13 protein-coding genes and 1 pseudogene are annotated in these 25,951 nt (G+C 33.6%); all 14 read right to left on the minus strand.

Annotation, left to right across the window (positions count from 1 at the left end; all coding sequences use genetic code 11):
• Nucleotides 1-339: 339 nt before the first annotated feature.
• Entirely contained in the window at nt 340-2,241 is a 1,902-nt protein-coding gene (locus CJF12_RS08710) for an alpha/beta fold hydrolase (protein ID WP_034682252.1), read from the minus strand.
• Nucleotide 2,242: 1 nt separating this feature from the next.
• Nucleotides 2,243-2,821, minus strand: coding sequence for a 4'-phosphopantetheinyl transferase family protein (locus CJF12_RS08715; RefSeq protein ID WP_157759852.1), 579 nt, complete (start codon nt 2,819-2,821; stop codon nt 2,243-2,245).
• A 65-nt stretch (nt 2,822-2,886) separates the two neighbouring features.
• Entirely contained in the window at nt 2,887-7,374 is a 4,488-nt protein-coding gene (locus CJF12_RS08720) for a non-ribosomal peptide synthetase (RefSeq protein WP_034682255.1), read from the minus strand.
• A 12-nt stretch (nt 7,375-7,386) separates the two neighbouring features.
• Entirely contained in the window at nt 7,387-9,006 is a 1,620-nt protein-coding gene (locus CJF12_RS08725) for a cyclic peptide export ABC transporter (RefSeq protein ID WP_034682257.1), read from the minus strand.
• Nucleotides 9,007-9,663: a thioesterase II family protein gene (locus CJF12_RS08730; RefSeq protein ID WP_034682259.1), complete on the minus strand. Its 657-nt coding sequence runs from the start codon at nt 9,661-9,663 to the stop codon at nt 9,007-9,009. It abuts the gene before it with no gap.
• A gap of 207 nt (nt 9,664-9,870) precedes the next feature.
• Nucleotides 9,871-10,896: an iron-sulfur cluster-binding domain-containing protein gene (locus CJF12_RS08735; RefSeq protein WP_165569112.1), complete on the minus strand. Its 1,026-nt coding sequence runs from the start codon at nt 10,894-10,896 to the stop codon at nt 9,871-9,873.
• Entirely contained in the window at nt 10,883-11,818 is a 936-nt protein-coding gene (locus CJF12_RS08740; protein ID WP_034682264.1) for a diiron oxygenase, read from the minus strand. The genes CJF12_RS08735 and CJF12_RS08740 overlap by 14 nt, the downstream gene beginning before the upstream one ends.
• Nucleotides 11,819-12,533: 715 nt before the next feature.
• Complete coding sequence (locus tag CJF12_RS08745) at nt 12,534-16,694, minus strand: amino acid adenylation domain-containing protein (protein ID WP_449384837.1); 4,161 nt, start codon at nt 16,692-16,694, stop codon at nt 12,534-12,536.
• Nucleotides 16,680-18,890, minus strand: a pseudogene (locus CJF12_RS20545) (non-ribosomal peptide synthetase); the annotation flags it as partial. The pseudogene CJF12_RS20545 and the gene CJF12_RS08745, both read right to left, overlap by 15 nt.
• Nucleotides 18,891-18,948: 58 nt before the next feature.
• On the minus strand, nt 18,949-20,331 hold the full coding sequence (locus tag CJF12_RS08750) for an aminotransferase family protein (RefSeq protein ID WP_034682269.1): 1,383 nt from the start codon (nt 20,329-20,331) through the stop codon (nt 18,949-18,951).
• A 78-nt stretch (nt 20,332-20,409) separates the two neighbouring features.
• The gene (locus CJF12_RS08755; RefSeq protein WP_034682270.1) at nt 20,410-20,973 is read right to left on the minus strand and encodes a GNAT family N-acetyltransferase; all 564 of its coding nucleotides are present in this window, start codon (nt 20,971-20,973) and stop codon (nt 20,410-20,412) included.
• A 21-nt stretch (nt 20,974-20,994) separates the two neighbouring features.
• Complete coding sequence (locus CJF12_RS08760) at nt 20,995-24,249, minus strand: condensation domain-containing protein (protein WP_034682272.1); 3,255 nt, start codon at nt 24,247-24,249, stop codon at nt 20,995-20,997.
• A 3-nt stretch (nt 24,250-24,252) separates the two neighbouring features.
• Nucleotides 24,253-24,930 (minus strand): aspartate/glutamate racemase family protein, encoded by a 678-nt coding sequence (locus CJF12_RS08765; protein ID WP_157759853.1) that lies wholly within the window; start codon nt 24,928-24,930, stop codon nt 24,253-24,255.
• Nucleotides 24,931-24,972: 42 nt separating this feature from the next.
• Complete coding sequence (locus tag CJF12_RS08770; RefSeq protein WP_051887199.1) at nt 24,973-25,938, minus strand: TauD/TfdA family dioxygenase; 966 nt, start codon at nt 25,936-25,938, stop codon at nt 24,973-24,975.
• Nucleotides 25,939-25,951: the final 13 nt, after the last annotated feature.

A 25,951-nucleotide genomic window follows, 5' to 3' on the forward strand; every position in this document is an offset into this window, starting at 1 on the left:
TTCCCCATACGCAGACATTTCAAGAAATTTTCACCTAGTTCTATCAAAAACTTCTATGAATTCCCAGAAACTTATTTACTTTGGAACCATACTGATAACTGAAATTATGTATAGTCTTATTTTAGCTGTAAAGATCTTGTATCTAATACTTGAAATATTTAAGAACTATCCAACAGAATACTCCTGTTATTTATCAGGGAAAAAACCTATAGCAATATGGAAGCTACGTTATATTTTAATAGAATATAAAACAAGCATTCAATAAGTTCTATAGATTTGGACTTATCACCAATAATACAAGACAATTATTGAAATCCATTAAAGATAATCATTCAACAATCAAAGCCAATTAAAAAAATAAAAGTGAATAATTCCCACCGCCAGAAATATCATAAAGTATAATGGTATATTCCTTTTAAAAACTTTAATAACTACAAAAATAAAAGCGACTGCTGAAAGAAATATGGATACTTTATACAATAATAATACAAAATTCCACTTTGAGGGCAGGCCAAAAGCCAATAAATAGAAATTACTGTCAAGGGTTTGGCTGATACCAATTCCTAAAAAAGCTAGAAAAGCTAATGTTGTCGTTGACATTAGTAATAATAAAAGTGTTGAAAGATTGAATTTATTTTTCTTAGAAAAAACATTGATCAAAGTTCCAAAAAAAACTACAAATACAACGGCTATAGAAAGTATCAAAGGGATAAAATAATACCATTGCTTAGAACTCATACTTCCTGCCAGAGCTACAATTCCTTTATTTAAGGTAATTCCCGTTCTAAAATTAATCTCTTTCTGATTGAAATACTGTGTTAAAGAATCTGTTATAGGCTTATTTTCAACAAAACTATTAATAATATTAGCTCCGGATCTGGTATAGCCTAGACCATGCCCATAAGTATAACCATTGATAATTTGTACATTCTGTTTAAAGTTTTGAGCTGCTTCCTTTGCAAAATAACCCGGAGTAATTGGGTCAAGACCTCCAGATAAAATCAAAACCTTGAAAGGATTATCATTTACCAATGACAATACCGGCAGGATATGATTATCTTTTTTATTCCATTCACTACATACATTGAAATCCGATCTGTAAAAGGATAAACCTCCCGCCAATCTTTTGTATTGAGACGAAATAGAATCGTACTTTCTTAAATTATTATTAGGAATTACTTCATTACATGTAAAACAGAAATAATTACCATAATTAAGTGATAAAGTTCCTGAAAATGCCTGCACTAAACTTGCCAGAGTAGCTGTATTTCTTTCCTTAAACTGATAAATTAGTAAAGGTAATACTTCTACCAGTTTTTTATCATATAATGATTGTTGTATAGCAATTTTATAATCTTCTGCATTATAGGTAAACTTTCCGGATTGAAGAATAGATTGATCTACATTAACCGTTATTGGCTTTTTAGAAAGTTCTACAATATTATTGTAGTATACTTCTTCCAAATTGGGGTATTCTTTTTTGCAATTAGGATTTTCTTTGCAATTTTTAAAAACTTTGTTTAAACTTTGTATATAGTTTTGTGTATTATTTGTGTAATATTCTGATATATCAGGTATAGAAGAATCCAATGTGAGAGTATATACATCCTGAGTATATATTTTAGCATAATTCTGGCTGATAAAAGTACCATAAGATACTCCATAAACATTCCATTTTGAAATTTTCAGGGCATTTTTTAGGGCATGCAAATCATTAGCCACAGCTATACTATTGTATGCACCAATATCTATTCCCTGATCTATCATATCTTGTTTACAAGCCAATGAAACCTGAACTTTATCTTTCACATCTTGTTCATTAGATTGATTTTTAGACAGAATTTCAAAAAAATTCTTTCCCAAGTCCGGACATAGTTTAGGTTGTGAAAATCCTGTTCCTCTTAGATCAACCAAAATGATATCATGATTTTTCCTAAGAGGATGATTAACCCAAAACAACACTTCAGCAATAGTATTGCCCCCAGGGCCTCCCTGGATAAAAATGACAGGTTCCTGTTTGACTTGCGTTTTAGATTTCAAAACCGAAACTGCAAGAGATATCTTTCTTTCTTTTGTTTTCTCCCAGTTTTCAGGAACTAAGAAACGGTACCAATCGATATTATCATATTTTAAATCTTTTGAGTCTGGAAAAAAAGTTTTGACTTTTTCTAAATTCGTTTGCGCATTGAAAGCGCAAGAAATTAGAATTAAAATAAATGTAAAAAAACGGAATATTTTCATTTTATAATTTGTTCATATTTAAATGTTCGATACAGATTGTTTTTTGTCTTATATCTTCATAAGCCGCAACACAGCATTGATATTTTTCATCTATAAAAATTTCCTTTAAATAAAGGGTTTCATTTTCAATTATTGTTTTATTCTGATTAATTTCAAAAGATTCCAAGGGAATAAGTAATCCTTTTCCATGTGCTTTAATAACAGCTTCTTTTTCTGTCCAATACATAAAAAAAGCTTTTAATTTATCTTCCGAAAATTGGATCGCATCAAACTCTTTATCAGTCATTTGAAACTTAAATTCCTCGTAATTTGTTCCTGGATTGATATGTTCTACATCAATTCCTATAGGAAATTCATGGATACAACAAACTACCAGATTACCAGCATGGGATATATTAAAATGTAAATTCTTATTTTTTAAGAAGGGTTTATGATCCAGAGTACGCCCGATTTCAAAATTCTGGATACCAAAATAAGTATTTAACCCATATTTCAAAAGGATTCTCCCCACCAAAGACAATTGTGCATCCTGCCATCTTCTGAATTTTGAAATTCTAGCATTAAACTCATTAGAATTCATTTTTAAATATTTATCTAATAAGTACTGATGTTTTTCTTCTTCTATAAATGTATATAAAACTCTCATTAAAAGTCAAAACTAATGTCTAAGGAATTTTCCAATTCTTTTTCTTTTGCTGTTAAAACCTCAGCTCCTTCTATTGCTTTATCTGGATTTTCACAAACCCAATCTAACAAAAGAAGAAATTTATCCCAAATCAACTCTATAATTGTAAAATCAACATATTCACTATATTCTACGTCACAAATAAGTTGATTTGACTCAAAAAAATTAAATACAACAGGAAAACGAGCTTGAGTCTGATACAGATTTTCTTTTTTCAAAGAAAAAGAATTGAATTCTATCTTATCTCTTACAAGCATATCTGAGTGCTGATAGCTCAATAGAAAATCGGTCAATTCATTAAGATTATGCCCACTGAATGATTCAACATTTTCTTCCAATACATTTAATTGGTTACGGGTATTTTTAGCCTGGGAGGTAAAAGTTGAATTTTCATCAACCTGGAGATAAAGAGGTAGGGTTTTTACAAACATTCCTACAGCATGTTCTAATTGTCCCGTATTCCTTCCACTAAAAACAGTACCCATGCAAATAGTCTGTTGTTTGTATATTTTATTGAGTACAATGCCTAATAAGGTTGTAACTGAAGTAAACAAGGTTGCCTTATTCTTTTCTGAAAATCCTTTCAATCTGTTAAAAAAATCCGAAGGTAAATTAAAGCTGTTCTGTCTAACTTGTCCCAAACCGTTTTTAAAGTTTAAAACCTTTGTTTTTATACTATTGTTATGGTAAGCGGATATTTCCTGATGAGAATGTGCATTGATCCATTCAGCATAATCTTTAAATTGTAAGCTATCCGATACTTTTATTTCTCCCCCATTATTATAAAGCATAATTAGTTTATGAATGACTATATCTAAGGACATTCCATCAATAATGATATGATGGGTCAGAAAAACCAAATACTTCTTTCCGGTACTTTCATTAAAAATGGCAACTTTTATTAATTGATCAGATTTCAGATCAAAACCTTCAGAAACATATTTTTTCACCCATGGCAAAAAATCTTGTTCCTTATTAATAATCTCTAATTTAAATATTTCATTTTTACTAATAGACTGATATACTTTCCCATCTTTCTCAGTAAAGTTTGTCCTTAATATCTCATTTTCAAGAATAAGTGTACTCATTGCTTTTTCCAACAACGCAGCATCTATACTTCCCTCTATTTCAAAAACAGAATACATATTATAGGCATTGAAAAAATCTTTCTTTTGTGATGCCAGCCACATATTCATCTGATCAGGAGTTAATGAATAACAGGCCTTCTGTTTTGCTTGTGGAATTGTTACATTATCTTTTAAATTTTCTATCTCTTTTACCAGACCTTGAATAGTATGGTGTTGAAAAATATGTTTTAGAGAAACGGCCTTGTTTAGTTCCCTGGATATCATATTGGCTATTTTTCCGGCAATGAGGCTATGTCCACCCAACTCAAAGAAGTTATCCGTAATTCCTACCTTCTCAATTCCTAATACCTCTTGCCAAATCCCAGCAAGCTTAACTTCAATTTCTGTTACCGGGGCTATATATTCTCTTCTTATCACATCATCACCTATAACACTTGGCAATGCCTTACGATTGATTTTTCCATTTGGAGTCAACGGAATAGTAGTAAGTTTTACAAAAAACCCCGGAATCATATATTCCGGTAACTTATTCTGTAAATATTCACGAAGTGAGGTTTTGTCCGTCTCAGTCTCAGAGTCTTCCTGAGTATAATAGGCTACCAAAACCCTCTCCCCTCTCACTTCTTTTGCATCACAAACAACCTGGGCTATCCCGGGATATGTCTCTAACTGTGATTCTATCTCTCCGAGTTCGATCCTAAAGCCCCGAATTTTGACCTGAAAATCATTTCTACCTAAAAACTCAATTTCGCCCCCGTTTGTCCATTTCCCCAGGTCTCCTGTCTCATACATTCTGGATCCTGAAGTTTCGGAAATTGGATTGTCTGTGAACTTTTCAAGAGTAAGCAATTTATTTTTATAATATCCTTTTGCTAAACCGTCTCCGGAAATAAAGATCCGGCCAGGGGTATTAACTGGTAACAGATTCTTATACTGGTCCACAATATAGATTTGAGTATTGTGAATCGGGGCACCTATATTCGAGGCATCCGAAGCTTTCTCTATCTTTTTAATACTAGACCAAATGGTAGTTTCAGTTGGCCCATACATATTCCAGACCTCTCCGCAGTATTTCAAAAGATTCCCGGAAACAGTTTCATTCAGGCTGTCTCCCCCACATAATACTTTAAGATTCTTATCTCCCACCCAACCTGTATTAAACAGCATTTGATAAAAACTCGGAGTAGCTTGGATAATTGTTGGGCAAATCAAGATTAATTCTTCTTTCAACGCTTCTACATTTCCCAGAATTTCTTTGTCCGCTATAAAAACACTGGCACCTGCAATAAGTGGCGTAAAGAATTCCAAAATAGAAATATCAAAAGAATACGTAGTAACGGAATACAAAATATCTCTCATAGCAACGCCAGGTCTATTTTGAATACTCGTCAGAAAGTTGGTTAAAGCCTGATGACCTATTTCGACTCCTTTAGGATTTCCTGTAGAGCCGGAAGTATAAATGATATAGGCAGTATCTGCCGGGCCTGGTTTATTATAAAGTGCTGGCTTTTCATTGAATACTGATTGAAGTACATCTTCTTTTTCTATTAATTGAAAATAATTTTCGCCAATAATTCCTTGTAAATCTAAATTCTCTACGTCCTTCAAAAAAGCTTTTTCACTAATAATTACACGTATCTGGCTGTGATGAATAATATAGCTTATTCGTTCAGCAGGAAGCAATGGATCTATAGGGATGTAACTTTTCCCACATTTCAAAATTCCCAAAAGCAATACAATCAGCTCTGCTGAACGGTTAACTAGTACCCCAATTGGTTCTTTAGCTTCTCCAAAATTTGAAAGAAGATAAGCTGCAGCAGCATCCGATTTCTTATTCAACATTTCGTAAGTAAGACTTATATGTGAATCACGTACTGCTATATCATTGGGAATCTGATCAGCCTGATATCTAAATAAATCAACTACTGTTTTATCTTGGGGGTAATCTGCAACAGTAGAATTGAAATTGAGTAATAAATTGGTACGTTCCCGGTTAGTAAGAAAATTTATTTTTTTTATTTTCTGAGTTGCATCCATCAAGATATCTTTGAGGAGTTCTTGAAAATGAGTCGTAACCTGGTCAATCATATCTTTTTTAAAATAATTGATATTATAATCAAAATCTATTTTTACATCTTCCCTTTCATCAAATTCTCTAATATATATAGCGAGGGCTACTCTTTCAGACTCATGACTCAAAGGTATTACTCTGGTCTGGGTATTATTAAAATGAGATGAATAATCCTGCTTTTCATAAGATAGGGTGATATTAAAAATACGTTCTTTCTGATTGAAGGCATTTAATTCTTTTATCAATTGTCCTAGAGGAAAACGTTGATGCCTGTAATCTTGTTTAAGCTGAGTTTTTATTTTCTCAACTAATTCTAAGAATGTTTCTTCCTGATCAACTGTAATCTGTAAAGGATTTACCCCCATAAATAATCCAACAGTCTTTTTAAACCTTGCTCCCGAACGATTTAAAACGGGTAATCCGATTGAAATTGTTTCGTTTTGCGATTTTTTGGCAAAGTAGGTATAGAGAATAGCCAATATCAGGTGAAATGTTGTTGATTTTGTTTCTGAAGCCAGTTCAATCAGTTTATTATATTGGTCTCTTGGGATTAATAATTCTTTTCTGGAACTTTCATTAATTGTTTTCGATAGATCAAATTTATCAAAAATACTCTCAGGTAAAGATCTAAATTTTTGTGTCCAATACTTTTTATCACATGCAAACTCTTCCGAATTCAGATACTTTTGATCTTCAATTGCAAAGCTGTTATAGGAAAACGGATATTCTGAGATAACAACACCATTCTCCCATATTTCATTATAGTTTTTTACCAGACGTGTAAACATTAATGAAGTTCCCCATCCATCTGTGATAATATGGTGGTAAACAGAAAATAAATAATGATAGTCTTTACGTACTTTTATCAGGACAAACCGGTATAGGAACTTATCTTCTTCAAGATTAAACGGTTTTATAAACTCATTCTGCATAAAGTTGAGAACAGTCTCATCTATATCTTTTTTTATCTCTCCTTTATCGGCATCAGGAACCTCTACAATATTTCCACTATTGGATGATTTTTGAATTATACAAGCTTCATCTGAGAAATCGACAAATTCAAGTGGTCTAACAGCATCTACAGCTATCATTTTTACATTCTCAAAATCCTCCTTTATATAATTCCGATATGCGTCATGCTGTTGTATTAATTCCGTATAAGCATGTTCAAAAATTTCCTGGTTTAAAAAACCGTCAATAGATATCTTAGCACCAATATTATAAATAGGCTGATCTGGATATAAAAGTTGTTCAAAATAAATATCTTGTTGAGGTAAAGTCAGTTTCATAGTTATTAAAAATTAAAATAAAGAGACATTCAGTTCCGGACATACTTTGATATCACTTACAATTTTCCCGTAATCGAATTTAATAATTCTGTCTGCCTGTTTAAAATAGGCATCATCATGGGTTACTGCAATTATAGTTTTACCTTCTTTTTTAAATTTGGGCACCAACACTTCATAAAAATATTTTCTAAAATGAGGATCTTGATCAGCAGCCCATTCATCCAGAACCAGAACAGGTCTTTCTTCCAGCAATGCAAATATTAAGGACATTCTTTTACTCTGACCTTTTGAAAAATTACGTCTGGCTGACTCTTCTTTTGTGTTGCTTACTACTTTTTGCATCTCCATTAGTTCCAACAGAGATTCGTATTTCTTATTGTTTTCCAATTGATAATGGTCATAATTGTGGGAGAAAACATAATTGTCTGTAAATACCGGTGAAATTAAACCTTGGAGTACCTTTTTCGATTGTAGTCTCTCATCATTCAGTGTGATTTCTCCTTCTTTATGGTCATATAACCCTGTAAGAATATTAATAAAAGTACTTTTACCGCTTCCATTACCTCCGACTATAAAAATAACTTCTCCTTTTTGGATATTTAAATTAATATTACTTAAAGCAAATGATTGCTCTACTGTATTTTCATATTGAAAAGAAATATTCTTGAAATTTAAAGATTCAAAATCGGCATCTTTTGTTACATCTATCCGATCATCATCCTTCTCTCCTGAAAAATCTTTCAGGAAATTATTAATTCTCTTATTGGCGACAGAAAATCTCGTGTATATGTTCTGCATATTGATCAAATTGCTGATCGGACCAGTAATAAACAGTAAAATAACGATATATGAAATAACATCTTCTTTTACAAGTAAATTAAAATTAGGCAATACAAATAGTATTGCTCCTATGATCAGATACAAACCATACTGACTAATCAGGTTGATGGATAAAAAAACATAATTAATGTTATAATCCAATTCTTTAGCCTGATCTCGATTAGGCATTAAGTTTTGATATAACAGGTTTTGAGAAAGTGTAGCGTTTACTTTAAGATTTTTAAATCCTTTTACCACATCATTTACATAATTGTAATAATGTTCGTTGAATTTCCTTAAAATGGCAACATCTCCTTTCATTGTTGTCATTACAATAAAATAAACCGCACCAATACATACAATTAAGGCTAAAATACTTAATCCTGCATATATTGAAAGACTGAACATATATACCAGACAAAGTAACAGCATCAATAATGAATTAATTGTGTGGGTGATCACTTCAGGCAACCTGGAAAACATTCTTAAATCTTCAATAACCGTATAGAATCTTTGGGTACCATATTTTTCTAAAGTAATCAGCCTGGTTTTTAATATTTTTTTAAATATGTTTTTCTCGTTCTGATACAAAATATAGTAAGAGTGCTGATTCAGTTTCTTTTGAAAAATAATATTTAACAAGTATGTAAAAACAATAATAAGAAAAAAGCTCCAGCCCAAATAGGATTCTTCATAGTTCTTATTTCCTGATATCACCTGATTAATAATAAATAGAATTCCAAAACTTAGTATTGTATTGGGAAGCGCAAATAGTAGTAAAAAAAGAATGTTTTTTATTGAAATTTTTAGCATTTATTTTTTGTAAATTAAGTTTTCAAAATAGTTTTTAAAGTATTCCACATGATCGAAGATAAAAAAATGATTGCCCGGTAATAATGTGATGGTTACTTTCTGGGTCGACTCATCATGCCAGCCTGCCATTTCCTCTTCTGTAGCCTCTTGAGAACCATAAAAAACGTCTATCGGTATATTCAGTGGAACATTTTTTTCATATTGGTAATTTTCTACCAATTTGAAATCATGTCTTAAAATAGGAAGGTAATAATTCAAAAGCTCCGGATAGTTTTTTACTTCACTGGGAGTTCCACCTAAATCAATGATTTCGTTCCAAAAATCTTCATCAGATAGATGAGCTATTTTTTTTTCTCTAGGAATGTTTAGAGCTTTTTTTCCACTGACAATTAATTTTTGCGGTAATGGCAATTTTTCTTCCTGGAGTTTTTGACATACCAGGTAACCTAATAAAGCGCCCATACTATGTCCGTATATCGCATAAGTGGTCCCTTCTGTAAGCAGCTCCTTTAATAAGCATACAAAATCTTCCACCTCTTTCTCCAATCCATAGGTATGACGTTTCAGCTCAAAAGAAGTATAGTTCTTATAGTGCTGAAAAATTTTATTAAAAGAATATTGGTTTCCGCCAGCAAAATGGAATGATATAATCTTCATATTTTTGTTTCTTCTATTTTTTTTACATTATTTTTAAACAATACTCATATACTTGATATTTCTGTTGAAATACCTTTTATTGATAAATTGTACAACGGGTATTTTATAATGCTGTTATTCTATTTGCCATAGTGCTCCGCATTAAAAAACCACTGATCACAGTACATTTTGTAATTGTTTGTGTACCATTCATTTTTATTTATTTTTTTATATATTTATTAATATATCTTCTCCTATACCATACGTACAGCATGCTAAAGCTAATCCTTCGGCTCTTTCTTTTACAGTAGTGCAAAAGTCTGGATTTCTAACTACATTCCCTGATTCTATTCTAATAAGACAGCGTCTGCACAATCCTGATCTACATTGATTTTTGATGGGTATATTATTTTTTTCTAAGTTCTCTAAGAGGCTAAGATTCTCATCTATATCTATTGTTTCATCACTTCCCAGAATTTTTAATTTACATTTCTTATCCAAGTTATCTATAGTTTTTGTATTTTCTATACCATTCGAAAAGGCTTCTACCAGTAATCTAGAGTTGGGGTATATATCGGTGACCATTTCTACCATTTCTGTAGAAAAATTATATCCTCCACATATAATAACCAAATCGGGAGCGGGATCATTTATAAACTCTTGTCTGGTAGGTCTGCCTTGAGAAAAACAATCCATATTTACAGGTAATACATCCCTGATAATAAAACCCATGAAATCAAACCAGCTATTATTTTTGCTCATAGAATAAATTTCTTCTAAAAATGGAATTTCATTGATTTTTGCTGCAACTGAAATTAGATTTACACTATGATATTCATGAGTACCAGTAGTCATCTCACGGAGTAAAGCCACAGGTAGCGTTATCCCTATACCATTTGATATCATCAGTATCTTTTTATCTTTCTCTTTCAAAGAATTTATGTCTATACTCCCAGCTTGTCCAACTATATCAATACTGTTCCCCTCGCATAAAAAATCATGAATCGCATCAGAAACACCTCCATTTCCAGTTCTTTTCACGGATATTTCAATGATCTCGCTACCCAAATTATTGGAAATTGTGTAGGCTCTTTGTTTATATTTTCCTTCCATATCGGGATAAGATATTTCAATATATTTACCAGATAACAGACATATCTTATCACCTGGAAGAACACTGATCTTAAGACGATAAGTTTTGACTCCAATACACTCTTTTCTAACGGATATACAGATTGCTTTAACGGGAAACATAAATCTTATTTTCATTAATTCCGATACGATCAATTATCGCCTCTACAGATTCTACGTATATACTTATCTCATTGTTATCCCCTGTATCGGCTATAATATCTTTATAGTTTGGAAAATTTATTAATTTCAGGACAGTCTCCCATGCACCAAGCTCATTACTTGCAAAAACGTCTATTGTCTTTCTAAGGGTATCACGTAAATATATTTTTTCTTTTGTGTTTAAACTTTTGACAACATCAAGGGCTACATAGCTGAACACACTAGAGTGGCTCCATTCATCTATAGCATGAGCCTTTGTCACCTCATGGCAAATATTTTGTATGGACGTATCTTCGGACATAACCTTCAGATAATCAGTAATTAGAGTTTCACTGGCACACGCTATAGCAAAACGGGTAAGACGCCTTTCCCATTCAGACGTACATTCAGAAATAATTCTCCTCCTCCATTGCACTAAGTTGAAATCTGAAAAGTTTAAAGGCTCCAGATTTCTCATAGTATAAATATAATTACACGCTGATATAGACATTCTGGTGTGCAATGCTTCATCCAATAAAGCTTCAGACATCACTTCCTGAACTATCATTTTATCTTCAAAAGCACTGGATGGAGCTTTAATAATATCCTCACATGCGGGAGTTACTATATCACACTCTATATAAATAGTTTTAAGATTATATATCCCCCAAGCATATGAAAGGGTTTTTGATTTCATTTCATCTGATGCTTCCTGCCATGCTCCATGCTTGGAAAAAGGAAGCAAATCTTCACTAAAATCTTTCTTTAGTGGATCAAAGTAACTGGATTCATAATCCAATTGTTCATTATTTATTGCGGCTCTATGCTTCCATAAACTAGATAATTTCTTTAACATATTCGCTACACTATCGCTATGTAGATTATTTTCACAGTTATTTTCCATTTCTCTATATATAAAATATCATATTTTAAGATAAATTCTATTGGGGTACTACCCCATTATTTGTAAATTCTATTGCTTAATCTTTTGTAAACTACTTATCGTTATCACTATAAATTAAAGTACCAGAAAAGGAAAGGTTCTCACGAGGAACAGGTCTTTGGATAAATTCATTAAAGCTTCTTGCTGTTCATTTTCATTCGTAGATCAATTATCTTATCCTCTCATCTTTTTATGTTGATTATAAACACTTTGTTCACTCTGGCAGTGTATGGAATTCGGCGCAATAAATGATTTCACTGGCAATTCCCATAAATACAAGCTAATGCAAGACTTATCAATCACACTACTTTAGAGTAGGAGATCTTTTGTGATAAGACAATAAGCTTTCACTGGATATTTTTCAATTTTGTTTTAAAAACTAATTCTTGATTTGCAATTAAATTGTTCATTGCAAGAACATTACAATCAATTCAGTTTACTGATTGATATTCAAATGAACAACTTTTTACATATTTATTTCATAATGCACAAGAGGTCATATAAATTTCTGTCAAATAATAGATTTTTATATTTCAATATATTACCCCAAATAGAATTGTCAAATTTTCCAGAATCCCCCATTTAAATCGCGGATATGAAATTCAAGTTTATTTGCAAATACTAAGAAAAGAATGTTTGTACGAACGTAAGTAGCTACACAAAGGTTTAATTAAAATTATTTAAATAATTCATTTATTCTTTTTTCATAGATCTCATTATTAAATTCAGACATAGCCTCCCAATGATTTCCTTTAATTTTTTCAATTTCTATGGAACCATTAGTGAATTTCTCCCATTCAAGCATATTATCTGAGCTTTCATTAGACTGGAATAAATAAATATCAGATTTTATTTTCCCTTTTTGAAAATATTGATTGAAAATAGTATTATTATTAATTATATAATTTTTCAGGTTCTGATCAAAATCAATATTATTTTCTTTTGCATAAGCTTCAATTATCTCAAGGTTATTATTCGTATTTTCTTCGATGATATCCTCCTGGTAATGGTTCTTACTAATATAACTCTCTGCAAGAACAAAACTGATATTATCATATTTATTTTCGAGAGTTTTCATCATTTCAAAAGCTATACTACCTCCCATTGAATAGCCAAAAATAATTATATGGCTATGGCCCTGATGTCTTTCAATAATTTCTTTGCAAAACATCTGGCTTGCTTCTTCTATAGATTTGAAAAAAGCATCTCCGTTATTTATCCCGGAATATTCAAATCCATAGCAATTTATATTGGATTCAACACGTGCTGATAAATTTTTAAAAACACCAGGAATACCTGTTATAGGAGGAATACAATACATTGATGTATTTTTTTTCTCAAAAGAAGTATTGAGATCAACAAGAAGGCTTTTATTCGGCTTTATAATACTTAATTTTTGAATAGTTGGTGAACTATATATATCACTAAGCTTTATATTGAGATTTTTTAATTTTTTAATTTTTGACCAAACAGTCAAAGCGTTTAAGCTATTTCCACCTAACTCAAAGAAATGATCCGTTATTCCAATTTTATTGATTCCCAACACTTCCTGCCAGATAAGAACAAGCTGATTTTCTATTTCATTTTCAGGTGCCACGTACTTATTTTTTATCACATCATTTTCAGAAATATCCGGCAATAACTTCCTATCTACTTTACCATTTGCATTGAGTGGCAACATTTCTAATTCCACATAAAAACTGGGAACCATATATTCAGGCAATTTACTCTGTAGAAATTCTCTCAGTTCAGTTTTACCTATGCTGGCATTGCCAGCATAGGCATAATACACCACTAACACTTTTTCCCCATTGAATTCCTTCGCTTCAGCAAACACCTGTCTGATACTGGAACTAAACTGGCGAACATTGGTCTCTATCTCTCCCAATTCTATCCTAAAGCCCCTTATCTTTATTTGAAAGTCATGTCTCCCTAAAAATTCTATATTACCATTGGGAAGCCATCTGGCCAGATCTCCCGTATCATACATCTTCATTTCGGCGTCGAAAGGATTCCCTACAAACCTCTCCGATGTCAACTCGGGTTTGTTCAAGTAACCCCGGCGAGATAAACCGTCCCCGGAAATATATAATTTGCCACCTACTCCAACCGGAACTACTTCTTTATTATCATCTAATATGTAAACCTGGGTGTTGGAAAGAGGCTTACCTATGGATATTTTACCTCCTGCATATAACAATTGAATAGAAGTCACAGTTACTTCTGTAGGACCATACCCATTATAGAAAGAAAAACTATGATTATCAAACCTATTAACTAATTTTTGACTACAAGTATCCCCACCAGAAATAATTCTGTTCAGATGGGTATCATTATCAAGAGTCATCTTATCTAATATAATCGGAACAGTATGAAAATGGGTAACTTGATGCTCTTTTATATACTCCTGAAGACTCTTAGGATCAGTAATGATATTTTTTGATACGACATGAAGTACCGCCCCCCTTAACAATGCTAAAAAGATTTGCTCTACAGAAGCATCAAAAGTATAGTTTGCAAATAAAAGTACAGATTCATTATCCTTAAAATCAAATTCTATTACTTGTCCCCAAATCAGATTTGTTAAATTTTTATTTTCTATCATGACTCCTTTAGGTTCTCCGGTAGTTCCTGAAGTATAAATCACATAGGCCAGACTATCCGGTGTGCTGATAATCGGGAGATTTTCTTTTGTATAATCTTTTTCTGATTTTTCTAAGTCTTTCCGATAATTTTCTAAGAAAGCTTCATCAATGGTAACCTTTGTTTTTGTATCCTTCTCTATATATTCAACTCTTTCCTGTGGATAATTAGGATCTATAGGAACATAGGCCGCTCCAGATTTCAAAATTCCAAAGATGGAAACAATCATCTTCTCGCTCCGCTCAAGTTTAATCGCTACCAAATCATCTGGTTTTAGTTGATACTTTTGCCTTAGATAATCCCCCAACTGATTTGCTTGTTCATTAAGCTCTCTGTAAGTAAGCTCTGTGTTCTCAAAAAATACTGCTGCATTCTCAGGTGTCTTATCCACCTGCTCTTCGAACAATTGAGCAATTGTCTTGTCACTTGGATAATCCATCTTCTTGTCATTGAATTCTATCAATAACTGGTTACGCTCCGCATTGGTTAGGCAATCAATATCTTCTATGATTACTTGTCCTGTAGAATCTTCTATTACATCTGTAATAAGGTTCTCAAAATGAGTAAACATTCTCTGGATTAAGAACTCATCATAAATGTCCGTATTATATTCTATGGTTAAATTTAATTTGTCCGTTTCAACAAAAATAAAGCTGATATCAAACTGAGATGTTTTACTGGTCAATTGATAGTCGCTGGCTTTAATATTGGAAAGTTCCTCATTACCAAAGCTATTTATCTGCCTCTGATTCTGTAAGACTACCATAACATCAAACAAAGCAGACCGACTGGTATCCCTTTTTAAATCCAGTTTTTCAACTAATTTATCAAACGGATAAATCTGGTGATCATATGCTCCCAACAAAGCCTCTTTCTGTATAGCTAACAAATCTGAAAAGCTATTTTTTTCTCTTAAACGGGTCCGTATGGCAAGAGTATTCAAGTATAATCCAAGCTGGTTCTCCAAATCAGGATGTTCCCTACCTGCTATAGGAATGCCTATAACCATATCTTTCTGATTTGAATATTTATAAAGCAGTGCATTTATTCCTGTCATTAAAAGCATGAATAAAGTGGCATCGTGCGCTTTGGAGAAGGTTTCAAGCTTTTCCAGAAAACCTTCCTGAAATTGATGAGTAATACTATTTCCATTATACGTTTGAATCAAAGGACGTGAATTAAAACTTGGTAATTCCAGCACCGGCAATTCTCCTTCAAATTGCTCTAACCAGTAAGCTTCGGCCTTTCGGAACTTTTCTCCTTTTGTCTCTTCTTGCATCCATAGTGTATAGTCTTTATACTGGATATCCAATACTGGCAGACTTACTGGAGTACCATCCGTTAACGAATTATAAATATTCACAAATTCTGAAATAGCAATTCTGGACGACCAACCATCTCCAATGATATGATGCATGGAAAATAAAAGCAAAAATTCATCTTTTTGTACTTTACATAGCAAAACTCTGAAAAGAGGTGCCTGCTCTAAATCGAATGGTCGATTACTTATATTTTGTACATGCTGAATCGCTGCTTCCTCCTGGTTTTCTGACAAGCTAAAATCTTCAACTTCTACTTTAAAAGATAGATTCTCTTTAGGAAGTATATACTGATGAATTTCACCATCTTCATTAGATTCAAAATAGGTTCTTAATATCTCATGACGACCTATCAGCAATTTGAAGGATTCTTCAAATATATCAATCTCTATATTTCCTTTAAGTTTAATGACGGATGACATATTATAAGCCAATGAGCCCCCATCCAATTGACTCAGTATCCATAACCGGCTCTGTGAAGTAGTGAGCGGATACGAGGTAGCCTCTGGCGATTGAGGAATAGGAGTATATTCATTTTCGAACATCTTTTTTATCAGACCTTCTATTGTTGGATTCGTAAAAAATATTCTAAAAGAAATGGTTTTCCCCAATTGCCTGTTGATCCTGTTAATGACCTGATCCACCATTAAACTATGACCACCTAATTCAAAGAAATTATCTGTGATTCCTACCTTAGAAAGCGCCAGCACCTCTTGCCATATTTCTACGAGCAGTATTTCAGTTTTTGAAACAGGTGCCTTATACAATCCGAAACCTACCGATTCATAGCTGGGAGCCGGGAGTTGCTTACGATCTATCTTTCCATTGGTATTGAGTGGCAAATGAGGCATTACTACTACAAAGCGCGGAATCATATAAGCAGGCAGCACCGTTTGGAGGTAATCTTTAATCTCTTCCGATGACAATTCTCCGGAGAAGGTAGCTTTTTTGTCAACATAAGCTGCCAGGAAAATCAGACCCGATTCATCGGGTAAATCAACAACAATAGCATTGTTTACACCAGGAATATTAAGTAATTGATTTTCAATATCTCCAAGCTCCACCCGATGTCCACGAACTTTTACCTGGTGATCTTTCCTTCCCATAAATTCCAAGCTGCCGCAAGAAAGATATCTCCCTAAGTCTCCGGTTTTATACAACTTTTCATACGGACTATTATGAAGCGGATTTTTAAAAAAAGATGCTTTTGTTTTTTCTTCATCTTTAAAATATCCACGTCCTACTGAAAAGCCTGCAATATAAATATCACCTATTACACCAATAGGACAAGGAAGCATATTTTCATCTAATACATATATATTAAAGTTAGGAAAAGGTCTCTGCATCACCGGTACAGTCATACTATCTGGCTGGCTTGTCATTACAAAATGAGAAGTGTCATCAGAAACTTCTGTTGCTCCATAGGTATTGCTGATTTTTTTGCCGGGAAATATTTTAAACCACCTTCTTACCATATCATTTTTTAAGGTTTCGGCGTTCAAAACAACATGATCCATCTTGCTCCAGACTGCAGCATATTCTTCCAGCTCCAGAATATTCAGCAACTCCAGGAAATAAGAGGGTACCAATTCCAATATGGTGACCTGATCTTCTTCTATGCGATGGATGAAGTTTTTTATATTGTATACCAGATCATCATCATACATTACGGTCTTACCCCCTTCTGCTAATGCGGCAAACATTTGCCAGATTGATATATCAAATCCTTGTGATGCATTCTGGACGACTACAGAGCTTTCATCTATATTCAGGACATCAATTTTACCAAAGATATGATTGAGCATTCCTTTATGCTCTATCATTACGCCTTTAGGTTTGCCTGTGGAACCGGAAGTATAAATAATATATGCAAGCTGATTATGATCTATATCTATACCAGGGTTTTCAGTAGTCTGAGTGTCAATTGCGTCTTTAGAACGATCTAAGTCAATTACCTGATAGGATGAGAATACAGTTTTAAGCTGAGCACGATTTAGGAGCTCTGTCTGGCTGATAATCAAAACCGGCGAAGCACTTTCTAAAATATCAATGATACGTTCATCAGGATAAATTGGATCGACAGGAATATAGCAAGCTCCATTTTTCCAGATAGCCAATACGCTCATCAAAAAAAGATCTGACCTATCCATAAAAATAAGAACCCGATCTTCTTTATTTAGCTTTGTAACGCTTTGCATAAATGCAGCAATTTGGTTGACTCTGTTATTAAGCTGTGAATAGGACCAGCAAGCATTTTTAAATTGTACTGCAATATGGTCAGTTCTCTGTAATGCATTGAACTCAACCATCTTAGTTATTGAATACTCGGTAGAACGTCCCTGAGATGTAGTGTTGAACTCTTCCAATAGAAGATATCTCTGATCCGGATCCAAGCTATTAATTTCACCGATTTTTACATCAGGATTTTCAATCACCTGTTTTAAAACATGGATAAAGGATTGCAGAAAGTTTTTCAGGACGTTTTGATTATAAGCTGATGAGGAATCTGTTATTAATTTTAATTGATGATTTTCAGGTATTATTGCAAGCATCCATTCATAGGGGGTGAATTCCTGAGGTGGCCTCCCCATATTTTCGATATGAAACACAACACTTTGTAAATGTGAAAACTGTGAGGAGTCTTCAATACAATCAACCGGGTATAAAGATGCCTCAGCCACTTCTTTCCGAACCCGTAAAAAGAGCTCTTTAAAGGTTTCAGATGTATCGCACTGAATAGGGTAAAATACTACACCACTATTGAAATTCAATTGTTTAAATCCTCCATGGCAGACAGGAATAGGCTGTATTGTACCGTATTTATTAAATGAAATATGTAAAGCCGTAAGAAAGTACACATAGCTCAACACCGGGTTATTATCACAAAGTTCCAATACTTTATCATATACTGTTTGTGGAAGATCAAGACAAATTTCATGATCGGTCTGTGGATTTTCAACAACCTCTTTTATAAAAAATGAGTCTGGAAGCCTGCCTATTAATTCTTCTTTCAATTTTACCTTCCAAAACTGATGTGTTAACTTTGATTTTATACTTTTTTCAAGTTCCATTTACTTATATATATTAAATTGTGTTTACAATAGATTAGATGATTTGGAAATATATTTCCTATATTTTTATACTAGCAGTTTCTTTGGTATTCTTTGTTTGAAGATTTCTACTTACTTCTTCTATACTTTCATCTATTGCCTGAACAATTATTTCTATCTGTTCCTCATTTATTATTAAAGGTGGTGATATGGTAATATGATCTCCCGAAGTACCATCATAGGATCCTTTTCCTAGATAGACAACCACTCCTTTTTCAAATACCTTATCAACGATTTTCCTGCTTATATTTAATTCTTTTGCAAAAGGTAGTTTTGTTTCTCTGTCAGCCACAAACTCTACTCCCAGGTAAAGTCCCATCCCTCTGACATCCCCAACCATATCATGACGATAAATCCTTTGTAATTTCTCAAGGAAAACTTCCCCCATTTTCAAACTGTTTTCGACTACTTTATTTTCCTTCATATAGTCTATTACAAAACTTCCTATAGCCGCTCCCACAGGATTACAGGCAAATGAATGGCCTCCGAGAAAAGGGATTTTCTTTTCTTCAAATATGGCAGTCACTTTCTGATGGGCAATGACTGCTGAGAGTGGAAAATAGCCTCCACTGATTCCTTTTCCTGCAGCTATTATATCGGGGGTAACACCGAATCTTTCCATTCCGAAATTGGCTCCAATTCGTCCAAATCCGGTCAAAATTTCATCGGCAATAAATAGTATTCCATATTTGTCACATACTCTTCTAACTTCTTTAAAATATCCTTCAGACGGTCCTACCCCACCTAAGGCAGCTGCTACCATTGGCTCTGCTATAAAAGCTGCGACGGACTCCGGGCCTGTTTCCAGTAAACATTTTTCTAATTCTCCGGCACTTATGACTGCATATTCTTCTTCTGACATCCCATCAGGTCTTCGATAAGAGTATGAAGGCGGAATATGAGGAAAATTGTTCATCCATTTATCATACACTGCACGTCTTAAAGCCATTCCACCAACATCTAGGGTAAAGACTGAATTTCCATGATATGTTCCCCATCTGGATATTATTTTATATCGGTGGCCTTCTCCTCTTAATTGGTGATATTGTAAAGCCAACTTTAAAGATTGTTCTACAGCTTCTGTTCCGCTTGTAGCTGTCCAGGCACGATTAAATCCTTCAGGGGCAAAATCTATCAGTCTCGCTAAGTATCCTTCTACTTGTTCTGAAGTAAATGTATGAGTAGGAATTAATGCAACAGCATCCATCTGCTCTTTAACCACATCTGAAATACCTGGTATACTGTGCCCTAAGTTTGAAACTGCTGCAGTACCAGATGTTGCATCAATATATTTTTTCCCATTTTTGTCAATAAGATAAATTCCTTCTGCGTGAGTAATAGAAGGATATGCCCTATCATAGTCTGGGCAAACTAGCATTGAATGAATTAGGTTATTTATCATAATTTATTTATAGTTTATGTTTATTGTTATTTTTCCAGATATGAGGATAATTTATTACCATCATATCTAATTAATTTATTAAGGTTTACTATTAAAAAAATAGTCTTCTTCAAGAATTGCATATTCATAATTATCACTCCAACCGTTTCGTAAGGGAAGTAGTTTTCTTCGATGTGCCTCCCTAATCATCCCTGCTTTTTCCATCACTTTATAAGATCCGATATTATCAACAGCACAGCCTGCTTCAATTCGATGTAATTTTAAGTCTTCAAAACCGAACTTAATAATGCTCCCTAGAGCTTCAGTTCCATAGCCATGCCCCCAAACTTCGGGACTGAGTTTAAACCAAACTTCAGCATTTTTATAGTTTACTTTGATAATATCTAAACCAATAATTCCTACAAATGCGCATGTCTCAGTAATTTCAATTAAAAAAGTAAATTTTTTCCTATCACTTCCTTGTTCAATCTGCTGATTCCAATCATGAACTAACCTTCTGGTATCGGCTTCATTTTCAGAATAGGTGGTTGGGTTAAATTCTGAGGTTTCAGGTCTTATCAGCATTTTATGCAGATCAGAAATATCGGATTCTTTAAATCCGCGTAGGGTAAGCCTTTCAAGTTGTAGTACAATATCATTCATCAATTTATTTTTATTTATTTTTTAAAACTTTAACTCGGAATTCAACAACTCTGTAATATCAGTGTTTTCTTCAATAGTAGGGCGTAAATCGAGCTTTTCCAGGGAAACATCTGGGTTTTCACAGGCATAAGACATGAGCTTTTTGAATTTCATTATTAATAATTCAATGGTAGAAAGATCATAAAGTTCGGTACTGTATTCAATAGCCCACTGGAGCTTATTATCAACTTCTGCAAAGCTAAATGTCAGATCATTTTTTGATGTTTTCCCACTGCTTGGATAATCTTTAATGGTAGTATTCTTCAATTCGAATTGCCCGGTTGGAGCATTTTGAAAAACTAGCATACATTGAAATAACGGTGCATATTGGATATTTCGCTTAATCATCAAATGATTCACAATAGTATCAAAAGGTACTTCCTGATTCGCCAATGCTTCCACCGCCAGGGTTTTTACCATTTCAATTATGGCAGTTATTGTTGATTCCGGTTGGATTTTGGCACGTACGGCAACGGTATTCAGGAAAAATCCTATGATTGGCTCCAATTCTTTTCTGCTACGCCCGGCTACAGGAGAACCAATCACTAAATCACTCTGTCCGCTGTCTTTATTCAAAAGTATAAAATACAGAGACAGTAATAACGTATATAAGGTTGTCCCTTTATTTTTTGCAAGGAGAATAAGGTCTTCTGATAGTTCTGGATCAATATCTACATAGATTGAATTTCCTGTTTTTAAAGGAACTTTCGGACGCTGCCAATCATGTTGAAAGGTGCTTTGTAGTGGGGAATCCTTTAACTGATTTTCCCAATATTTCATAGATTTTTTAAAACGTATACTATCCATATCATCATATTGCCATTCAGAAAAATCTTTATACTGGAGTGATAATGTCCCTGCATCAAAATTCGGATTTTGGAGCAATGATGAATAAGCCCGTGTCAATTCATTTGCAAATAATCCCAATGACCAGTAGTCACCGATAATGTGATGCATCGAAAATGACAGTACATATTTCCCCATCTTGTCGTCGATCAGCAAAATACTGAATAGCGGGCCATTTTCGAAGTCAAATAATTTTAGTTCTTGTGACTGCAATAAAGGTTCAATATCATTCTGATTATTATCTTCCGCATCAATAGTATACTGCTGAAAATTAAATGTGAACTGATCAAATGGAATAATTTTTTGTCGGGGTATTCCTTCCTCATTGCGGATAAATACTGTACGAAGACCTTCTTGTTTCTTTACTACACTTAGTAACGCAGTTTTCAAGAGTTCAACATTCAATTCTCCTTCTATTACAAATGTCCTAACAATATTATACGGAATTCTTCCTTCTTCCATCTGATGTTGCAGCCAAACTCTCTGCTGCCCAAATGACAATGGATAATCCTCTTTTTCCTTTACCGGTTTAATACTTTCATCCTGCTCTTCATGGCTGGAATTATTGCGTTGTACAGTAATCTGTTCGCCTAATTTACGTATGCTGTTATATTGAAAAATATCCCTTATGTTAAGTAAAATCTGATATTCTTTATAAATTCTGGAAATCAACTGAATAGCCTTTAAGGATGATCCTCCAATAGAGAAAAAAGAATCTTCCATCCCGAACTTGTCTTTTGAAAGAAGCTCCGACCAAACCTGTTTCAAAAAGGTCTCATTTTCTGTTTCCGGAATACTCATATTTTTTGATAATGAGCCGGTTTTAACTAATAAATGCGCCAATTGTTTTCTGTCAATTTTTCCGTTTTGAGTCAATGGAAATTTTTCCAGATGAACAAAATCAACAGGAATTTGATTTGGGTTTAATAAATCGATCAATAACAAATGAAAATCATGAGTCATTTCTTCCTGAGTACTTGTATAATAAGCTACAAGCTCTTTTTCAAAGTTATTATTTTCGCGGGCAATCACCACAGTTTCTTTAATATTATCCAATGATAGTATAGCTTTTTCAATTGCTTTCGGTTCGATAAGGACTCCATTAATTTTTAGCCTTTCATCCTTTCGGCCTTCAATATGCAAATTAAAATCTGCATCGAACTTACCTTTATCTCCTGTATAATAAATAATATCCTCGGTATCTGACAATAAAGGATTCTGTACAAATACGGAATAACTGGCTTCTGGATTATTATAATATCCTAAGCTTTTATGCGCTGTTTTAATATAAATGTCACCTTCTTCTCCGATTTTACATATTCTATTATCCTTTATAACAGCAATTTTACAGCCTTCAATAGGTTTTCCAACAGAAATAGCTGTCACTCCGCCCGTGGGCACAATACCAATTCTATAGAAGGATTTAATCAGTGTAGTTTCTGTCGTACCATATAGATTTACCAATGTACAATCTTTCACATACTTTCTCCAGGCCAAAACATCTTTGTTATACAAAGGCTCTCCTGCTAAAAGAACAAATTTAAGTTGTGTCAGTTCATCCATTCCATCAGTAAATTCGCTATATATTAATCTAAACATGGTAGGAACACAATGAATCAGGGTAATTTCATTCTTAATAATCCATTCTATCAGTAAGGCAGGATTATGACGAACTTTATTCGATGGTATTACCAAGGTGGCTCCTGTACAAAGAGGCACCAAAATATCCCTTAAGGAAGCATCAAAGGTAGGTGACGTAAGCTGACTAACACGAAAATCTTCATGAATGCCAAACTCTTTTATTTCCCAATTGATAAAATGATTTAATGAGGAACGACTTCCTAGCACGCCTTTGGGCTCTCCTGTAGTACCTGAAGTATAGAAAAGATATGCCTCATCACATGCCTCCGGAAATGGCTTCCCGGTTTCAATCTCTTTCAGCACTGGATTACAGTTTCCTGGTTGATAACTAATGATCTTACTTTCTAATAAATCAACTGCTATTAATAAGTCTATCTCAATACCATTTACTTTTACAAGCTTTTGTACTTTTTCAATATGCTTTGTATTACATATTATAACGGATGGATTGGAATCAGATAATAATTTTTTTAGAAATACATTTGAATGATGTAAATCAAATGGCATATAAATAGAGTTTGAAAACCAGGTTCCCAACAATGCTGTTACCAACTCTACTCCAGGCTCTGCAACAACACCTACGATAGGTGATTTCCTATCTTTTAAACTTAAAATTATATTGCTAATTTCTGAACTTAATTTATAAAGCTCATTATAAGTAAGTCTACCTTCTTCTGTTTGAATGGCAATTTTATTGGGGTATAATCTTGTACTTTGAACTAAAAGAGAGGTAATTGTTTTTATTTCCATTTCTTATATATTACTTATTTTATTATATACTGATCTGGCCATCAGTTCCATCGGATCAATGAAAGGAATACTTACATTCTTCTGACTTAAAACCATAGACACTTCTGTGCAACCAGCAATTAATACTTCTGCACCTCCCTGAATCAATAGGTCTGCTGCTGAGCGCAGTAGCTCTATTGATTTATCCGAGGAAGTATGACTTTTTAATCCGTTTTCTCCATATATTGCTTCCATAAAAACCGATTCTTGTTTATGTATATCCAGAGTTATTAATTCTTTTCCCGAAGATTCAATGGGACCATGAAATAAGCGAGAATGTATAGTGCCGGTAGTTGCCAGTAATCCTATTTTATGTGCTGTGGGAAATTGATAGTTTATATAATCAGTGACTAGTCGGATGGGATGAAGTACCGGACAGTTTGACACCTCCGTCATGATATTAAAAAAATAATAAGATGTCATACATGCAGACAGAACCAAGTCAACTTCAGCATTATTCATCAATTGGATCGAACGGATCAGTTCAGGAACAGGTGATGCTTCATTATAAAGTATTGCACGTGTACGGTCAGGTATATTAGAATTATTATGATATAGAAACTCTATAAACTCCTGATCTGTTTGTGCATTAGAAAACTCTAACAATTTTGATTGAAAAGTAAGACCTGCATGAGTGCCCATTCCTCCGATAATACCTAATTTAACTTTTTCCATAATGCATCATTATGCCATTGCAACAAGTACCTTTCTATCTCCTTTAAAAGGCATCCTACCATGACTGATTAGCTCATTATCAACCATCAGAAAATCTCCTTTTTCCCATGGCGTTAGGTTCAACTCCGCATCGATATTCTGCTGAATCTCTTTTACTACCTTATCGGAAATCGGTTCTCCATCACCAAAGCATACATACATGGGCAAGGCTTCAGCATTATTCCCTGAAATAAGCATAAGAGCCTCATAAATTTCGGGTTCCATATGAGAAGGATGAAATTGATCGATCTGATTAAACCATACTTCTTCTCCATTTTTTGTTTTAATAATTCCTTCACGCAGATGAGAAAGACGTAAACCACCATCCTCTTTCCATTCATAGTGAATATCCCCGGCACGGCAAAAATCTTCCACGTCATTCTTATTATCCAACTCAAAGGTATCTTGCCAGGATGGCCCCATTCCAACCCCACCATGTAAATTCCTGATATACAAAAGCTTATTGTTTTTTATTTTGTCAACCAATTCTTTATCCATTCGCTCCAAAACTTTTCTACCATCTGCCAGCGGGGTTTCGCCTCCTTCTTGGGACGGTTGGATGCAAGACAGATATAAATTTTTTGGCCAGCTGGAAGAATAGGATAGTTCATTATGCTGTGTAATCCTGAAATCCTGATCATACTCTGTTGATGTATAGATATTGCCAGAAATTTTTGTACGTGGAGAATTTCCGTCCTTATAATCTATGTATTTAGTATTGACAATATTGAGTACTTTTTCGAATTTTTCAGCACTGTCAATCTCAAGCCCTCTAAATACAATTGCTCCATGTAGGTTCATGAGCTCTTCAATACCCGAATGTCCTTCGTGAAGCCAGGTTTTAAATTCCTCTAATTCCAAAGCTTTTTTAAACTCAATAATAACAGGTATTCCTATATGCACTAAAACATCTACATTATTTTTTAATATTTCCATAGCTAATTATTTT

Source organism: Chryseobacterium piperi (assembly GCF_002285635.2).
GTDB lineage: Bacteria > Bacteroidota > Bacteroidia > Flavobacteriales > Weeksellaceae > Chryseobacterium > Chryseobacterium piperi.

Excerpts from the sequence above, each read along its gene's own strand:
- CJF12_RS08710 (WP_034682252.1), bottom strand. The coding sequence starts at position 2,241 with ATGAAAATATTCCGTTTTTTTACATTTATTTTAATTCTAATTTCTTGC.
- CJF12_RS08715 (WP_157759852.1), bottom strand. The coding sequence starts at position 2,821 with ATGAATTCTAATGAGTTTAATGCTAGAATTTCAAAATTCAGAAGATGG.
- CJF12_RS08720 (WP_034682255.1), bottom strand. The coding sequence starts at position 7,374 with ATGAAACTGACTTTACCTCAACAAGATATTTATTTTGAACAACTTTTA.
- CJF12_RS08725 (WP_034682257.1), bottom strand. The coding sequence starts at position 9,006 with ATGCTAAAAATTTCAATAAAAAACATTCTTTTTTTACTACTATTTGCG.
- CJF12_RS08730 (WP_034682259.1), bottom strand. The coding sequence starts at position 9,663 with ATGAAGATTATATCATTCCATTTTGCTGGCGGAAACCAATATTCTTTT.
- CJF12_RS08735 (WP_165569112.1), bottom strand. The coding sequence starts at position 10,896 with ATGTTTCCCGTTAAAGCAATCTGTATATCCGTTAGAAAAGAGTGTATT.
- CJF12_RS08740 (WP_034682264.1), bottom strand. The coding sequence starts at position 11,818 with ATGGAAAATAACTGTGAAAATAATCTACATAGCGATAGTGTAGCGAAT.
- CJF12_RS08745 (WP_449384837.1), bottom strand. The coding sequence starts at position 16,694 with ATGATTCCGCGCTTTGTAGTAGTAATGCCTCATTTGCCACTCAATACC.
- CJF12_RS08750 (WP_034682269.1), bottom strand. The coding sequence starts at position 20,331 with ATGATAAATAACCTAATTCATTCAATGCTAGTTTGCCCAGACTATGAT.
- CJF12_RS08755 (WP_034682270.1), bottom strand. The coding sequence starts at position 20,973 with ATGAATGATATTGTACTACAACTTGAAAGGCTTACCCTACGCGGATTT.
- CJF12_RS08760 (WP_034682272.1), bottom strand. The coding sequence starts at position 24,249 with ATGGAAATAAAAACAATTACCTCTCTTTTAGTTCAAAGTACAAGATTA.
- CJF12_RS08765 (WP_157759853.1), bottom strand. The coding sequence starts at position 24,930 with ATGGGCACTCATGCAGGTCTTACTTTTCAATCAAAATTGTTAGAGTTT.
- CJF12_RS08770 (WP_051887199.1), bottom strand. The coding sequence starts at position 25,938 with ATGGAAATATTAAAAAATAATGTAGATGTTTTAGTGCATATAGGAATA.